This window comes from Mycobacterium sp., assembly GCF_032162605.1.
GTDB lineage: Bacteria > Actinomycetota > Actinomycetes > Mycobacteriales > Mycobacteriaceae > Mycobacterium.
Genome location: NZ_JAVROT010000447.1, coordinates 1 through 15313 on the forward strand (window position 1 = coordinate 1; position 15313 = coordinate 15313).

Here is a 15313-nt window from a genome sequence, read left to right on the forward strand (position 1 = left end):
TAGCACGCCCGAGGATTTCATAACGGTCGCGGCCGAAGACTGGGTGGTTGTTGGTACCTTTCTGGCCGTCGCGTTGGTGGCCAATTCCCTCGCGTACCTTGCCCGCGCACGCGCCGAAGAGTTGGACCAACGCCGACGGGAAGCGGAGCTCGCTGCCGAGTTGGCCGGCTTGATGTTGCGCGCTGGCGATTTGCGCCCTTCGCTGGACACAGCGGCGCAACGCCTGGCTCAGGTGCTCGGGCTGTCTTCGGCCGGGCTCGAACTCGGCGCGGTGCCCGCAGACGACCGCCACTGCGCGATCCCGCTGTGTGACGGTGCCACAGTGCTTGGAACGCTGCTGGTTCCTGCCGACCTGCCGAGGCCGACGGCGCAGCGGGTGCGGGAGCGCGTAGTCCCGTCCCTGGAAGCGCTGCTGGCCGAGGCCCTAGACCGTGAGGCGATCAGCGATGCGCTGGAAGCCAGTCGCAAGGAGTTGGAGCGGTTTTTTGAGCTGTCCTCGGATCTGACCTGCATCGCTGGCCTCGACGGGCGCTTCAGACGGGTCAATCCGGCCTTCGAGCGGACACTGGGATATTCGCGAAAGGAACTGTTGGAGCGGCCCTTTGGAGATCTCGTTCATCCTGAGGATCGACATGGTGCTTTGGAGGCGTTCGTCGAGTTGTTCCGCGGGGATCGCGCCGTGCAGTTCGAGGCCAGATGCATCTGCGCCGACGGTTCCGTGGTTTGGCTGGAGTGGAACGTGGTATCGGATCTGGGCTTGATATACGGGGCAGCTCGGGACGCGACCGAGCGCCGCATGCTCACCGAGCAGCAGGTGTCGCTGCGACGGGTCGCGACGCTGGTCGCGCGCGGGGTAGCGCCCTCCGAGGTGTTCTCGGCAGTGGCACGGGAGTTGGCACGGATCCTGGGTGTGGGCAATGCGGCCCTGTTCCGCTACGAGCCCGACGACATGGTGGAGTTGCTTGCGGCCCGCGATGAGCCCGGTTTGCCGAAGATGCCGGTGGGCGAACGCTTTCCACTGGGGGGCGAGAACATCGCGTCGATGGTGTACCACACCGGCCGCACAGCGCGGATAGACAACGATGACACTGCGTCGGGACCGGCGGCGGCGCGGGTACGTGAACTTGGTCTTCGCTCCGGGGTGGGTGTTCCGATCGTGGTCGGCGGGCGCGTGTGGGGCGCGGCAATCGTCGGCTCGTCGCGACCTGAACCGCTGCCCCCCGGCACCGAGGCAGACATGGCGGACTTCACGGACCTCGTGGCGACCGCGATCGCGAACGCCGAGACCCGTGCGCAACTCACCGCTTCGCGCACCCGGATCGTCGCTGCCGCCGATGACGCTCGACGCCGGTTCGAACGCGACTTGCACGATGGCGCGCAACAGCGGCTGGTCTCGTTGGCGCTTCAACTGCGTACGGCAGAGGTGGGCGTGCCGTCTGAACTGCAGCTGCTCAAGGGACAGCTCTCGGCCGTCGTGGTAGGTCTGGCTGGAGCCACTGCAGATTTGCAGGAGCTCTCCCGAGGGATTCATCCCGCGATTCTGTCCAAGGGTGGACTGGGCCCCGCGCTCAAGACGCTGGCGCGTCGCAGTCCCGTCCCGGTCACGCTCAGCGTGGGTGTCGACCGACGACTGCGGGAGCCGGCGGAAGTGGCTGCCTACTACGTCGTCACCGAAGCGCTTACCAACGTGGCGAAGCACGCACAGGCGTCGGAAGTCATGGTGAGTGCCGAGGTCGAGGGCACGAACCTCCGCCTCTCGGTTGAAGATGACGGAACCGGGGGCGCGGATTCCCGAAAGGGGTCTGGACTCACCGGGCTCGTCGATCGTGTTGACGCACTTGGCGGCACGATGGAGATCACCAGCCGAGCGGGAAGCGGGACGTCACTCGTCGTGACGATACCGCTCGAGGTCGAATGACGCTTTAGCATGCCCCAGAACGCCTTTCGGTGCCGGTGGAGTGGCCGAAGCGTTGGCGAAGATGACGTCCACAGCGCCGCACTGCTCGACGATCGATGGGCCCCGGCGCGCACATTGTCGATCGTGCGTTGATCGGCGACCTGCTGCGACCAACGGCCTCCAGACGACGTGACCAGTTGGCCTGCCTCGCATAGGTCGTGTCGACGTCGTCGAGTTTGAGGGCATGGACAACCAAGTGGCTTCCATCGGTCAACTCAGCAGCCATGTCGGCTGACGCTGTAGCTTCCGTGCTCATGAGCAGGGGCCCCTTCTGGTGCGGTTAGCGCCGCGCACGTTGACTTTTGACGTTCCTTGAACGGACACTGTGGCGTCCGAGCATCGTTGCCGACCGGACCATAAGCTACGGTGTCGAGAGCTCCCAAGAGTCGACCGCGACCTCTGCATGGTCCGGGCCGCCAGGATCACTAGGGCAGTGATCACCAGCGGTAGCGCCGGCGCGTAACTGCGCGCATGCAGGAACAGCAGTCCTCCAGCCACGGCGCCCGCGACCAACCCCAAGAGCACGCCGACGAGGCGCGGCAACTCGGACCTCGATCGAGACCCTGCGAAGGTGCCTGCGAATGCGAACAGAGTGAATGTGCCGGCCGTGGTGAAAATCCCTTCCACGCCGAGTGATCGAACCGCCGCGGTCTGGATCCCCATGGCGAGAGAGAACAGGGCGATGAGCACGTCGGCCACCTCGGCCGAGGGGTGTCCGGCCGTTGACAACCACACCACGAGGAAGCTGGCTTCGGCAACCGCCGCGACGATCAATAGGACCGTGACTGCCGGCGGCCACAAACTAGATTCGTTGGAGCGCAGCGCCGTAAACCGCTGTCCGAGGTAAGCCCCCACGGTGAACATCGACAATGCGACGATGACAGGTACGACATCTGGCCCCTCAATCTCCGCGATCCCGAACCCCAGGAATACGAGGTTCCCGGTCATGAACGCCGAGAAGATATTTCCTAGGCCGAAATAGCTGATGGCGTCGACCGCTCCCGAAGCGACTGTCAACGCTACGAGCAGCAGATCGCGCACTGATTCCCGATCTCGACTGCTGGTGCCGGTCGATGCGGACGGAATGTCTAATCTGATCGACGCTTCAGGTGCCATGTCCTGGCCGTGGGATTTTCGTGCCATGACAGCAGCTTGTCTTCTCGGCGTCGAAATGTCGTCACGGCTATCCCACATCCACAGCCCCTGTCAGCCGGAACACCCGGTACCTGCCAGCATGGGTGGCCAACGATGGCCTACCGGAACGCAACTCTGCGATTCTTCCGAAAAGCCGGATTCTGCATAGCAACTCACTAAGGCGCGATCTCTGTTCTTCAGCGACCGTTGCCCAGATGAAGCGCGTGGAGTCCCGAGGACACCCTTCGGGTTTCACGCTGGCGGCCGTACGAGGTTCTGGCTGGCGGGCAGACCCGAAGTCGTGTCTGCGGTGATGACCAACTGCACTTCGGATTCGTCGGATCGATCGTGCTGTTCGCCGTCGTGATGGCCGTTCCGGCGTGGGGCTGTTGGCGTTTTCGCCTGAACACCGTCATCGCATTCTGGTGGACACATATCGTCACCCGGCCGCTCGGCGCCTCTGTTGCGGATTGGTTGAGCAAGCCGACCAAGCCTGGAGGCCTCGCCTACGGCGACGGTCCTGTCGCCGCCATTCTGCTGGCGTTCGCCCCTTATGCTCGTCACCTCTGCGGCTGTCAGGCGGCGCCGCGTGGTCGGCGCGTCAGCCGGCGAGAACGCCCGCTGATAGGAACGACTCACGGCAGGGCTGACGTTCCCGGCAGCTTCTACATTCGAACCGTGACCGTGCCATTGTCCTGAAAGCTGCCTTACGCGTGGCCGAGGACGGTCGTTCTCGCGCGCGGCATGGACGCCGGAATGCCGGGCGCCCCAAGCCTCGAATTTCATTTGTCGTGCAGTAGCACGAAGATCGACGCCATGCAGATTGAAGCCAGCTACGACGCCCGTTCCCAGGCTGGCCGGTCCTGATCAGTGCCCGATGGATCGTGTCACTGGTCGGGGGGCCGACCACTCAGCCGGTTCTTGCAGATTCAGCCGCGCCGAGACGGCGGGTCGTGATGTGTCGTCCGACGCGAAAGTCGCCGCCTCAAAGCAGGAATGCGTCTCCGCCGTAGGGGTAGAAGTTGACGGGCGGAGGGGCGTCGTTGATCTGGGTGTTGCCTGGTGACTGGCAGATGGTTCCCGGCCCATCCGCGGAGCAGGACGGCCCGGTATCGGCCGCGGCAATTGGGGCGGCGAGGATCGCTGCCGCGGTAGCTGCCGCACCCAACAGTGGTGTGATGTAGGTCAGATTGATGCGCATGGTGTATTCCTCCAATGAATGGTCCCCGTCTGGCTAATCCCACGATGGCCATTGATCGAGCGCATGTCGCCCCTGCTGACCCCCATCGAAGTACCCACTAACTGGAAACTTCTTCGTATCGGCTAGCAGCGGACACCCAACCCAATTGACCGTTTGGCATTCTCGCGAGACGGGGCCAGCTGGTCGAAGTGGGCTCTAGAGCACGGGAAGCCATGTCCTGATCCGTGCCGAACAGGGGCGATGGGCGACGGGCGCATTCGATTGCACTGGTCGGTGGCGATGAGTTCGTCGGCGATGCGTTGGTCGTCGGCGGGAACCGCGATGGCGGCGACAGCACCCGACGCGATCGCCAATGCCAGAAGAAGATGGTCGCCCAATCGCCGCGGGTGCCCGTTGGCGGGTAGACACATATTCCGGGTAGCGGTGGCGCAGATGGATGTCAGCACCAGAGACAAAGGTTCGGCGGAAGACAACCCTGGAACACGGACAGATACAAGCAATCATCCCAGGAGGACACCATGCGAATGAAACTGAGTTACATGACACCGTTGTTGGGTGCGGCCGCTGCCGGCGTTGCGATCATCGTCGCACCGATTGCCGCCGCCGCCGCCCCGGCCGGGCCGGGTGCGGTTCAGGAGTCCTGCAGCTCAAGCGGTTCGGGAACGGTTTGTCAATCGCCCGGCAACGCCGAGATCAACGACTCGCCCCCGCCCGTCGGCTTCTTTCCCTACGGCGGCGATGCGTTTCTGCTCGGCGGGTTCGGCGGCGGTGGCCACCACGGCGGCGGACACCGGTAGCGATCAATGAACCTACGGCGGCGCCGGTGTGGCATTCGTTGGCACGCCGGCGCACTCGGCGTGGACCGCTCAGAACATTCCTGCTGGCGGGAACCATTGATTGGTGCCAGCGTCGACGACAGGCCCTCGCCGGGTCGCCATTCTGGGACCTATACACATGTGCCAGCCATCGCAGGAGAGTCACTATGAAACTCGGATTGAACTACATCGCAGCGCTTTTGGCGACAGGAGCAGCTGCCGTAGCCATCGCCGCCGCACCGGTCGCCGCCGCCGCACCGGTCGCCGCCGCACCGACGGCCCCGGGCGACACCTCTCAGACTCAACAGTCCTGCGCTAGCTTGGGAGGCACGCAAACTGAATGCCAGACGCCCGGTAATGTGCAACTCAACGACGCGCCTCCGCAGGTTGATTACTTCCCGTACGCAGGTGGCGCGACGTAAATGGCGTCGCCGCACCGCACCCTGAAGGCGGCCGTGACGCGAGCTCCGATCCACGAAGGATCGACATCCGGTCCAACCCGGTCGACCACACCACTCCATTCGTGGCCCAGGCGCAATGGGAACGTGGCGGTACCCATCGCAAGGTTCAGCTGAGTACCGCGGAAGAACTCGATGTCGGTACCGCAGACACCAGTGTGGCGGACCGCCACGATCGCTTCGCCGGGACCCGGATTGGGGCCTTTCGACCTGGTGGACCGCTCCCTTGCCCGCTTCTTCGACGACGAAGGCGCGCATCGTGGTGTCGGAGGGTGACACCCCGGAGCTGCTTCCCAGGAGGAGGACGGGGTCGTAGGTCCTTTCACTTTGCGGTGGACTCGGGATTGCAGGAATGGCGGCTGCATCGGTTGCCGCGGGTCTACGCCAGGCCAGGGGCTGTGATGGATTCCGATGCGGGCGCGCCGATGTCGTGTTCGCGGTACCAAGCCCGCCCGTTTGGGTAGGAAACCAACTCGAACTGAGCGCCCCAGGGCGCCACGAAATAGACCCAGCGTTGCCCTGCGTGCGGTCCGACGCTCGACGTCGGGTCGCCGAGGACGGTGACACCGCGTTGGCGCAGGAACTCGACGGCGGCATCGAGATCGGTGACGTACAGCGCAATGTGGTGGCCGCCTACGTCGCTGTTGCGGGGGACCTCGAGATGCTGGTCGGGAGCGGAGTATTCGAACACTTCGAGGACCGGATTGGGCCCACATCGGAAGAAACGGATGATGCGTGCGACGGCGCGTGGATGCACGTTGAGGTGGTCGCTCATCCACTGCCCGTCATCATCTTTGATCGGGCCGAGCGTGTAGAGGTATTCGCAGCCCAGCACATCCACGAGAAACCGGGTTGCCAGTTCGATGTCCGGCACCGTGATGCCGACGTGGTCGAGTCCACGCAGTCCGGGCAGGGTGCCCCCTGGCTCAGGAAGAGGCGTCGGCCCGACGCCACTCATGTCGATGGTGTTCATTGAAGACTCCGTCACAATGGATCCATTATTGCCATCTACTGTGATCCGAGACACTAAGTGCGCCCCTCGTGCGTGTCAAGGGCGGATAGGCTTCATCGCCCTCGCGTTTCGCCGTCGATACCTCGCCAATTGCCTCCTTTGCCTGGTGAATCTAAGCCTGTTGATCGACACTTGGTCGATGTTGGCGAAGCAGAGGCTTGACGAATTGGGGTGGCATGCATCACGCTGAAGAGCAGAAGCGAGCCACCTTTGATGGATCCAAAGAGGGTGCGCACATAAGAGCCGGAGATGACCGGCGAGACGAGGAATGCCGACGAGAAGAGGATCGACAATGCCGGCTTCGGTACCCATTGAAGGGTTGGGTCGTAAGCTCCGCGTCGGCTTCGTCGGAGGAGGTCTGGACTCCGTCATCGGCCAGGCCCACCTGATCTCGCTACGCACCGACGGGATGGCCGACATAGTCGCCGGCGCATTCAGCATCGACCCCGAAGTCGGGAGGGCGACGGGACGCTCGCTGCTGCTCGAAGAGGATCGGATTTACGCGTCCTGGCACGACATGCTGGAACGGGAGCAACAGCGGGACGATCGTATCGACGCTGTTGTGGTCATCACGCCGCCCGCGCTGCACGGTGTGGTGTCCTCGGCGTTCTTGGACGCCGGGTTCCACGTACTGTGCGAGAAGCCGATGACTGCCAACGCGGATCAAGCCGTGGCGCTTCATCGCGATGTCGCCGACAGCGGTCTGACCTTCGCGGTGGCGCATTGCTACACCGGCTATCCCATGGTTCGCGAAGCCCGCGAGCTGGTGGCGTCGGGTGCGCTAGGCACCATCCGGATGATTGAAGCCGAGCACGCCGCAGGTGGCCCCGACATGGTGGCGAGCCTGCCGACCCGTCGACTCGCCATTGGCGTTTCCGTGAGTCGGCGATGGGTAAGGCGAGTGTGCTGGGCGAGGTCGGCTCGCACCCGCACAATCTGAGCGAGTACGTCTCCGGAATGCGCGTCCGATCGGTGTCGGCAGCGCTGGTGACGCTGGCTGACCGCCGCGAAGTCTACGACAATGCCTATCTCACGGTGGAATACGACAACGGCGTGATCGGCCGGATCTGGTCCAGTTACGTGGCCGCCGGTTCCGAGCACGGATTGGCCTTGCGGATCTTCGGTGACGAGGCGAGCCTGCATTGGCGTCAGGAAGATCCCGAATATCTCTGGATCCGCCGCCCTGGCGAGCCCGCCCAGCGGATCAGTCGTGGAATGTCCTGCACGAGTGCGGCATCAAAGGCCGCTGGGCGCATCGCCGCCGATCATCCCGAAGGCTATCTAATGGCGTTCGCCAATATCTACCGCGACTTCTTGTCCGGTGTCGTGCTTCACCAACTCGGCGAAGATCCCGCGCCGGCGCTTGAGCTTCTTCCCGATGTCGAGGACGGTCACAGCACGATGGCGTTGATCGACTCCGCGGTCACGTCTCACGATAAGGGCGGGGCGCGGGTCGCGCTGGACCGCTCCTGGAAGGTGTGATTCGCAACGGTGCCCATTCGCCGCTGTTCCCTCGGGCACGCTACCGACAGATCTTTTCCTACAAGGTTATTGGACCTGCAATTAGGGACTGAGGGCTCCTCGGAAGCTTCTCGTCCGGATCAGTGCGGGACATCGGGGTGAAGCAGCATCTTGGTCTCAAGACCGGGGTCACCGGCTCTGGCGAGCGCTTCCTCGATTTTGCTGAACGGCAGCATCACCGAGACGATCGGGCTCCGGTCGAGGTTGTGTTGCTCGATGTATCGGATGGCCCGGTCCCACACCGCCACGGGAGCGCCGGTCGACGAGATCACCGTCAGATCACGCTCTCGGATGAGTCCGAGCCGGGCATTGGTAGGCCGTGGTGTGGAGACACCCATGATGAGAATCCTGCCCCCAGGTGCTGCGGACTCGAGCGCGGCCGCCGGTGCGCCCGATGCCTCGACGACGAGGTCTGCCGTCGCGTCGAGCTCACCGGCTCGGTCCTGGCTGGTGGGGTCGAGTGCGTCTGCTGCGCCGAGCTTTAGCGCCAACTCGCGGCGTTTGGTGCTCGGGTCGAACGCGATGACCTCGGCACCTTTCAATGCGGCTTGCACGACCGCGCACAGTCCGATGGATCCGAGCCCTTAGACGTGGACGCGATGAGATGCGTTGACCGCGCCCACTTTTGTTCAGCGCCGCCAAGACGCCGTCGTCGGTGCGCTCGACTACGACCGCCGATATCTGCCTGGGTGGTGTCGAGGTGGTCATGTCATCGTCTCGTTTCAGCGAATTGGTGTGTCGCCGCTGGGGTTCAGTCGCGTCAGAGGAGGATCTTCAGCGGATTCTCGATGATTCCGATGAAGGCCGTCATCCATTCGGCGGCAACCGCCCCGTCAACGGGCCGGTGATCGACTGACAGCGTGAACTGCATGATCGTCGCGATTGCGACCTGATCGTCGATGACCACAGCCTGCTTCTTGGCGCCACCGACGGCGAGGATTGCGGCGTGAGGCGGGTTGATGATGGCGGCGAACTCCTCGGTGCCGTACATACCCAGGTTGCTGATGGTCATCGTGCCGCCGGCGAGTTCCTGTTGCTTGAGGCCGCCGGTGCGGGCCCGCTCCGCCAAGTCCCGTGTCACGGCCGCAATTGCAGTGATCGGTTGACCGGTGACATTGCGCACGACCGGGGTGACCAGGCCACCCTCAGAGGCGACGGCGATCGCCAGATCCACGGTGTGATAGGCCCGTATCGCCTCGGCCGTCCAGATGACGTTCATGGCAGGCACAGCCAGATGCGCGGCTGCCGCGGCTTTCACCACGAGGTCGTTGACGGAGACCTTGATGCCCGCCGCTTCGTTGATCGTGGCGCGCAGCGCGAGCAGGGCTTCGACGTTTGCGCTACCACGCAGGTAGAAGTGTGGCGCGACGTTCTTGCTCTCGGTAAGGCGCGCGGCGATGGCCTTGCGGATCCGGGAGTGCGGTTGATCGACGTAGTCGAGCGCACCGGTGTCGGGTGCCGACGTCGTCGACGCCGCCGGTGGTTGGTCTGTCGTCGGCGCCGGTCCGGTCGGCGATTCCAGCAGACTCATGATGTCGCGCTTGACCATTCGCCCGTTGGGGCCGGTGCCGACGACGGCAGCGAGATCGAGGTTGTTCTCGGCGGCCAGTCGACGCACCAGCGGCGTGACGAAGCGGCGCCCGGGAGCCGCTTCGGCGGCCGCCGCGGAGGACACCGGCGCCGAGGACCCGTTCGCATCGACTTCGGTGAGAGCTTCCGCTTCAGGTGTCCCCACTCCGACGGCGGTGTCGGGGACACCCAGTTCGGCCAGGGCGGCGTCGATGTCGGAAACGGACTGTCCGACTTCGGTGATGAAGGCGATCGCGTCCCCGACCTCGACGCGCGTTCCGGCTTCGGCAAGGTAGCGCAACATGACGCCAGAACTCTCGGCTTCGATATCGACACTCGCCTTGTCGGTCTCGACGGTGACCAGCGCATCGCCTTGGGAGAACTCGGTGTTCTCGGGTACGAGCCACTCGGCGAGGAGTGCGTCGGTGGTTCCGGCGGCGACTTCCGGCATGCGGTACAGGGCAGGCATCGGTCAGGCCTCCGTAACTTCCGTGAGCTTGGCGATGACCTCGTCCTTCTGGGCGATCGCGGCACGCTCGAGGATCTTGCTGATACTCGGCGACGCCTCGCCGCCGGTGACCCGCTCGACGGGGTGATCGAGCCAGTCGAAGTACCGGCGCTGGATTTGGTCGGCGAGCCAGCCACCGTAGCTGGTGCCGATTGCGCCCTGCTCGGCGATGATCACGCGGTTGGTCTTCTTCAGGCTGGATTCGATTGTTTCCCAGTCGATGCTGGCGCGGTCGAGCCAGCGCAGGTCGATGACGTCGGCATCGAACCGGCCTTCGTCGACCGCTTCGAGAACGTAGTTGGTCATGGCCAGATAGGTGATGACGGTGACCGCATCCCCGGTACGACGCAGCGCGGCCTTGCCGACCGGCAGGTAGTAGTCGTGGTCGTCGACGGGTGCGTCACCGGTGCTGGTGTAGAGGTCGACGTGTTCAAGCACGACGACGGGGTCCTGGCACCGCAGCGCGGTATTCATCAGGCCCACGTAGTCGAACGGAGTCGATGGGGCGACGATGCGCCACCCGGGCTGGGTGGCGAATACACCGGCGGGGTCCATCGAGTGTTGTGACCCGTAGCCGGTGCCCATCGCGACCTTGCTACGGAGGACGAACGGCACGTTGTTGTCACCGCCGAACATGTGCCGCGCCTTGCCAATTTGATTGAACAGCTGGTCCGCGGCCACCCACATGAAGTCGGCGTACATGAACTCCACGATGGGCTTGTATCGACCGTCGAGCGCCATCCCGCCGCCCAAGCCGGTGAAGGCGTTCTCACTGATGGGCGTGCCGAGGATGCGATCGGGCCACTTGTCCGGGATGCCGCGGGTGGCGCCGTTGGTGCCGCCGTTGAGACGGTGCACGTCCTCACCCATGACGACGACGGAATCGTCGAGGTCCATCTGCCGGGTCAGCACAGCGGCGATCTGGTCGATGAAACTGCCTTGCTTGATGTCTCCGGTGAAGGTGTCACGGTCGGTGAACACGGTGTCGGCGAACTCGGACAGGTCGCCGCGTACACCCATGTCGACGAAGTCGGCGTTCGGCCATTCCGAGGGTTTGATCTGCCGTTCCCGTGGCTTGCCGCCAGGCTTTGGTTCGAGGATGAGCTCGCCAAGCTCGTCCATCGTTGACTTGACGGCCGCCGTGAACGCGTCGAGCTCTTCGCGGTCAGCCGCCTCGCGGCGCACCAGGTGTTTGGCGAGTTGGTCGATGGGGTCACGGTCGCGATAGGAGCGTTCTTCTTCCTTGGTGCGGTAGCCGAAGGCGCTACCGGGGAAGGCGCCGTTTTGATGGAAGTAGCGGTAGACGTCGGCCTCGATCAGCGTCGGGCCGTTGCCCGCACGCATGTGGGCGACGGCTTCGTTCATCGCCAGGTGCACCGCAAGAGCGTCCATCCCGTCGACTTTCCAGCTCGGGATGCCGAATCCTGGGCCACGTGCCGACAGGCGGGGTTCGCCGGTGGCTTCCTCGACGCTGGTCGACACTGCGTACCGGTTGTTTTCGATGAAGAAGCAGAGCGGTAGTTTCCACGCCGCGGCCAGGTTCAGGGTCTCCAGCGTCGACCCGATGTTTGTCGCCCCGTCACCGAAGTAGGTGACGGCCACGGCATCGGTGCCCGCATGGCGATGTGCCCATGCGTAGCCGGCCGCCAGCGGCACTCCGCCACCGACGATGGCATTGGTTCCCACGGCGCCGGCCTCGCGCCACTGGAGGTGCATCGAGCCGCCACGCCCCCGGCAGAACCCGCGAGAGAGTCCGCAGATCTCGGCGAGGGTGCGCAGCAGCACCGTCCGAATCTCCTCGCCGAGACCGGCGGTCAGCCCGATGCCAGCTGGAGCGACGTGATGCAGCGCCTTGGCAAGGAACTGGTGGTGACCGCGGTGGGTGCCGTTGACCACGTCGGTACTGGTCAACGAGAGCACGGATCCGGCGGCGCCTCCTTCCTGGCCGATGCTCGAGTGAGCGGGGCCGTGAATGAGGCCTTGCCCGGCGAGTTCGAGGACATATTCCTCGAAGACCCGGATCACGGTGGCTTGGGTGAACATCGAGGCCAGTAGAGCCGGGTCGGCGCTGTCCCAGTCGGCGTCGGTAGTCGACACCTCGGTCCAGTCGACCGCTGGTTGCAGCGGGGTGCGGTTACTCATACGAACTTCAACTCCAATGAGGTCTCGGTCACACGATGTCTAGAAATGTAGCCATTTTGGACGTATTTGGTCAAGAAGTCTGGACAAATCGGCGATTTTGGCTCCATTATTGATCTCATGACCGATGAGGTGGAGATCACAGCACAGCGCGGGCCGGGTGGTTTTCCCGAGTTGGTTCAGCCGCGAGTCCTGGGCGATGCGGTCGACGGGCGGACCGAATGAGTCAGCCATGGGCGCAGCATGCGAGTAAGAGTTACGGCATGTCACTCGAAGATCGCGCCATCGTGCCGCCTGCCCCGATGGCCTCACTCGCTGCCAGCGAACGGGTGGCCGAGCATCTGCGAACACTCATTCTCAGCGGGGAAATCGCGCCCGGCGAACGCATCAGGCAAGAAGAGGTCGCCGAGCGGTTCGGGATGAGTCGCCTACCGGTCCGCGAAGCACTTCGCATGCTCGAAATCGAGGGGCTGACTGAGCTGCAGACCAACCGCGGGGCAAGGGTGCCGGCGCTGAGCAGCCACGAAGCGGACATGATCTACCGGATGCGGGAATCGCTGGAACCGCTGGTACTGAGCGAGAGCATCGACGCGCTCAGTGACGCGCACATCGCCGAATTGGGCGAGATACAACGACAAATCGAGGAGCGGGACAGCCTCGCGGATTTCCTCGAGCTCGACCGCGCGTTCCACCTGACGTCCTACCGGGGATGCACGGTAGAACCGTTGGCATCGACGGTCGTTCGGCTGTGGAACATGACGCAGCACTACCGACGGGAATTCATCCGAATCACTGGACCGAGCCGACGCTGGGTCGTCATTGCCGAACATCGCCTGCTACTCGACGCGATTATGCAGCGCGACAAGACGATTGCAGCCACGGTCTTGCAAACCCATGTTGGCCGGACACGCCTGGAAATCCTCAATCACCCCGAAATCTTCAGAACGAAGGGATCTAGCTGACATGATCGAGCGTTTCGACGTCGTCGTACTCGGCGCCGGACCCGGCGGATACGTCGCGGCCATTGGAGCTGCCCAACTCGGGCTGCGGACTGCGATCGTGGAGAAGCAGTACTCGGGAGGCGTATGCCTCAACGTCGACGTCTCCGAGCTGCGCCCCGAACTGACACTCGCCCAGCGGTGGGATCTCACCGTCTACGAACTCGCAGCCAATGTTCACACCCATCCGACGCTGTCGGAGGCGCTCCAAGAAGCCATCCACGGTTGGCCGGCCAGATGATCAACATGTAATCGAAAGCTGCCCACAACACCTCCCCGTCGTCGCCTTCCCGGCGGCACCACCGAATCGCGACCGCGATCAGAAAGGCACCGACATGGCCATCGCCACCACCAACCCCACCACCGGACAGGTCGAACAGAGCTTCACCCCGCACGATGAAAAGGAAGTCGACCATCGAATCAGCCAGGTACACAACGCCTTCCAGCAGCTGAAGAGTAGCTCGTTCGCGGACCGTGCCGGATGGATGAAGGCCACCGCCGACGCGCTGGAAACCGACGTCGACAATGCCGCGCGTCTGCTCACCCTGGAAATGGGCAAGACCCTGAAGCAGGCCCGGGCCGAAGTGCTGAAATCGGCGAACACCATGAGGTTCTACGCAGACCATGCCGAAGAGTTCCTCACCGGCCGCGCTCTGCCAGACCCGTCCGTGGTGAACGCCAGTGCGGCCTACACGCGTTACGAACCCATGGGCGTCGTCCTCGCGGTCATGCCCTGGAACTACCCGATCTGGCAAGTCGTGCGATTTGCCGCCCCCGCGTTGATGGCCGGAAACACCGGGCTGCTCAAGCATGCCTCGAACGTTCCCCAGGCAGCCCTCTACCTCGACACACTGTTCGACAAGGGTGGCTTCCCCGAGGGCAGCTTCCGGTCGTTGCTGATCCCTGCCGCCGGCGTCGAACGCGTCGCGCGTGACCACCGGGTGGCAGCGATGACCCTCACCGGCTCAGAGCCGGCGGGCCGTTCGCTGGCCGCCATCGCCGGCTCCGAGGTCAAGCCCGTGGTTCTGGAGCTCGGCGGCTCCGACCCCTTCATCGTCACCCCGTCTGCCGACATCGACGGTGCGGTCAACACCGCTGTGGCGGCACGCACGTCGAACAACGGTCAAGCCTGCATCAACGCAAAGAGATTCATCGTCCATCAAGACGTCTACTCCACCTTCCTGGAGCGCTTCACCGCAGCGATGGCGGGCCTCGCCGTCGGCGACCCGATGGACGATGGCACCGATGTTGGCCCGCTGGCCACCGAATCCGGACGCCGCGACATCGAGGAACTCGTTGACGACGCACGCGACAAGGGCGCAACCGTGGCGACCGGCGGTCAAACCCCTGACGGCCAGGGCTGGTACTACCCGCCTACCGTCATCGCCGACATCACTCCTGAGATGAAGCTCTACGCCGAAGAGGCGTTCGGTCCGGTGGCGTCGGTGTATCGAGTCGCCGACCGCGAGGAGGCACTCGCGCTGGCCAACGCCACCACCTTCGGTCTGAGTTCGGCTGTGTGGACCCAAGATCCGGGCGACGAAGAGTTCTTCGTGAGAGGACTCGAAGCGGGGGCGGTGTTCGTCAACGGCATGTCCATTTCCTACCCGCAACTGCCGTTCGGCGGCGTCAAGGACTCTGGCGTGGGCCAAGAACTGTCCGCGGAGGGAATCCGTGCCTTCTGCAACCTCAAGTCGGTGTGGCGTGGCTGACGTGAACACCGATCTCGTCGCAACCTGTTGGACCAGCGCCGGCGACGTGACTCCGATGGCGCCGAGCGAGAAGAGTCCGCACGACATCTTGGAGCGCGTACGCGCAGTAGCGGCCACCGGGTGGTCCGGCATCGGCATCGCATACGACGATCTCAAGCACGTCAATGCAAGCATCGGCTTTCCCGCACTGCGAGATGCCATCAGGGACGCGGGCCTGACCTATACCGAGGTCGAACTCATCGACAACTGGTGGGATCCGACACTCGGGCTCGACAACCCCGTCCGCGAC

At 64.1% G+C, this 15313-nt stretch carries 14 protein-coding genes and 3 pseudogenes; 10 read left to right on the forward strand and 7 right to left on the reverse strand.

Going from position 1 to position 15313, the window contains the following annotated elements; translation table 11 throughout:
- The coding region (locus tag QOI01_RS24885) for a GAF domain-containing sensor histidine kinase (protein WP_526385725.1) at positions 1-1918 on the forward strand (1918 nt) is incomplete at its 5' end.
- A gap of 291 nt (positions 1919-2209) precedes the next feature.
- Here the strand turns inward: QOI01_RS24885 and QOI01_RS24890 are convergent.
- Positions 2210-3100, reverse strand: a complete 891-nt coding sequence (locus QOI01_RS24890; RefSeq protein ID WP_526385727.1) for a YoaK family protein — start codon at positions 3098-3100, stop codon at positions 2210-2212.
- 339 nt (positions 3101-3439) lie between these two features.
- Here QOI01_RS24890 and QOI01_RS24895 point away from each other — a divergent pair, with 339 nt between their 5' ends.
- Positions 3440-3790, forward strand: a complete 351-nt coding sequence (locus QOI01_RS24895; protein WP_526385729.1) for a hypothetical protein — start codon at positions 3440-3442, stop codon at positions 3788-3790.
- A gap of 286 nt (positions 3791-4076) precedes the next feature.
- On the opposite strand, the gene QOI01_RS24900 is transcribed toward QOI01_RS24895, so the two are convergent.
- The gene (locus QOI01_RS24900; protein ID WP_526385731.1) at positions 4077-4292 is read right to left on the reverse strand and encodes a hypothetical protein; all 216 of its coding nucleotides are present in this window, start codon (positions 4290-4292) and stop codon (positions 4077-4079) included.
- 518 nt (positions 4293-4810) lie between these two features.
- Between QOI01_RS24900 and QOI01_RS24905 the strand changes: the two genes are divergently transcribed.
- Complete coding sequence (locus QOI01_RS24905) at positions 4811-5089, forward strand: hypothetical protein (RefSeq protein WP_526385733.1); 279 nt, start codon at positions 4811-4813, stop codon at positions 5087-5089.
- A gap of 409 nt (positions 5090-5498) precedes the next feature.
- Here the strand turns inward: QOI01_RS24905 and QOI01_RS24910 are convergent, their stop codons facing one another.
- A complete protein-coding gene (locus QOI01_RS24910) occupies positions 5499-5930 on the reverse strand; it encodes an alcohol dehydrogenase catalytic domain-containing protein (RefSeq protein ID WP_526385735.1) in 432 nt (143 codons plus the stop codon).
- Between the two features lie 14 nt (positions 5931-5944).
- Complete coding sequence (locus tag QOI01_RS24915) at positions 5945-6538, reverse strand: VOC family protein (RefSeq protein ID WP_526385736.1); 594 nt, start codon at positions 6536-6538, stop codon at positions 5945-5947.
- Positions 6539-6869: 331 nt separating this feature from the next.
- On the opposite strand from QOI01_RS24915, the gene QOI01_RS24920 reads away from it, so the two are divergent.
- Both QOI01_RS24920 and QOI01_RS24925 read left to right on the forward strand, forming a co-directional pair.
- Positions 6870-7517, forward strand: a complete 648-nt coding sequence (locus QOI01_RS24920; RefSeq protein WP_526385738.1) for a Gfo/Idh/MocA family protein — start codon at positions 6870-6872, stop codon at positions 7515-7517.
- Complete coding sequence (locus QOI01_RS24925) at positions 7466-8059, forward strand: Gfo/Idh/MocA family protein (protein WP_526385740.1); 594 nt, start codon at positions 7466-7468, stop codon at positions 8057-8059. Before QOI01_RS24920 ends, QOI01_RS24925 begins: the two co-directional genes overlap by 52 nt.
- A gap of 119 nt (positions 8060-8178) precedes the next feature.
- Here the strand turns inward: QOI01_RS24925 and QOI01_RS24930 are convergent, their stop codons facing one another.
- The 3 genes from QOI01_RS24930 to QOI01_RS24940 form a co-directional block, all read right to left on the reverse strand.
- Positions 8179-8670, reverse strand: coding sequence for a zinc-binding dehydrogenase (locus tag QOI01_RS24930; RefSeq protein WP_526385749.1), 492 nt, complete (start codon positions 8668-8670; stop codon positions 8179-8181).
- Between the two features lie 188 nt (positions 8671-8858).
- Positions 8859-10136 (reverse strand): 2-oxo acid dehydrogenase subunit E2, encoded by a 1278-nt coding sequence (locus tag QOI01_RS24935; RefSeq protein WP_526385742.1) that lies wholly within the window; start codon positions 10134-10136, stop codon positions 8859-8861.
- Positions 10137-10139: 3 nt separating this feature from the next.
- Positions 10140-12317, reverse strand: a complete 2178-nt coding sequence (locus QOI01_RS24940; protein WP_526385744.1) for an alpha-ketoacid dehydrogenase subunit alpha/beta — start codon at positions 12315-12317, stop codon at positions 10140-10142.
- A 326-nt stretch (positions 12318-12643) separates the two neighbouring features.
- Between QOI01_RS24940 and QOI01_RS24945 the strand changes: the two genes are divergently transcribed.
- From QOI01_RS24945 to QOI01_RS24965, 5 genes and pseudogenes are all read left to right on the forward strand, one after another.
- Positions 12644-13276 (forward strand): GntR family transcriptional regulator, encoded by a 633-nt coding sequence (locus tag QOI01_RS24945; protein WP_526385745.1) that lies wholly within the window; start codon positions 12644-12646, stop codon positions 13274-13276.
- A gap of 4 nt (positions 13277-13280) precedes the next feature.
- A pseudogene (locus QOI01_RS24950) lies at positions 13281-13412 on the forward strand (FAD-dependent oxidoreductase); the annotation flags it as partial.
- Positions 13410-13564 (forward strand): annotated as a pseudogene (locus QOI01_RS24955) (oxidoreductase dimerization domain-containing protein); the annotation flags it as partial. The pseudogenes QOI01_RS24950 and QOI01_RS24955, both read left to right, overlap by 3 nt.
- An 83-nt stretch (positions 13565-13647) precedes the next feature.
- Positions 13648-15024 (forward strand): NADP-dependent succinic semialdehyde dehydrogenase, encoded by a 1377-nt coding sequence (locus QOI01_RS24960; protein WP_526385747.1) that lies wholly within the window; start codon positions 13648-13650, stop codon positions 15022-15024.
- A pseudogene (locus QOI01_RS24965) lies at positions 15017-15313 on the forward strand (sugar phosphate isomerase/epimerase family protein); the annotation flags it as partial. The gene QOI01_RS24960 and the pseudogene QOI01_RS24965, both read left to right, overlap by 8 nt.

What these genes read in the sequence shown, in the direction of transcription:
- QOI01_RS24905 (WP_526385733.1), top strand. Translation starts at nt 4,811, where the DNA reads ATGCGAATGAAACTGAGTTACATGACACCGTTGTTGGGTGCGGCCGCT.
- QOI01_RS24935 (WP_526385742.1), bottom strand. Translation starts at nt 10,136, where the DNA reads ATGCCTGCCCTGTACCGCATGCCGGAAGTCGCCGCCGGAACCACCGAC.
- QOI01_RS24920 (WP_526385738.1), top strand. Translation starts at nt 6,870, where the DNA reads ATGCCGGCTTCGGTACCCATTGAAGGGTTGGGTCGTAAGCTCCGCGTC.
- QOI01_RS24940 (WP_526385744.1), bottom strand. Translation starts at nt 12,317, where the DNA reads ATGAGTAACCGCACCCCGCTGCAACCAGCGGTCGACTGGACCGAGGTG.
- QOI01_RS24890 (WP_526385727.1), bottom strand. Translation starts at nt 3,100, where the DNA reads ATGGCACGAAAATCCCACGGCCAGGACATGGCACCTGAAGCGTCGATC.
- QOI01_RS24960 (WP_526385747.1), top strand. Translation starts at nt 13,648, where the DNA reads ATGGCCATCGCCACCACCAACCCCACCACCGGACAGGTCGAACAGAGC.
- QOI01_RS24900 (WP_526385731.1), bottom strand. Translation starts at nt 4,292, where the DNA reads ATGCGCATCAATCTGACCTACATCACACCACTGTTGGGTGCGGCAGCT.
- QOI01_RS24910 (WP_526385735.1), bottom strand. Translation starts at nt 5,930, where the DNA reads ATGCAGCCGCCATTCCTGCAATCCCGAGTCCACCGCAAAGTGAAAGGA.
- QOI01_RS24925 (WP_526385740.1), top strand. Translation starts at nt 7,466, where the DNA reads ATGGGTAAGGCGAGTGTGCTGGGCGAGGTCGGCTCGCACCCGCACAAT.
- QOI01_RS24915 (WP_526385736.1), bottom strand. Translation starts at nt 6,538, where the DNA reads ATGAACACCATCGACATGAGTGGCGTCGGGCCGACGCCTCTTCCTGAG.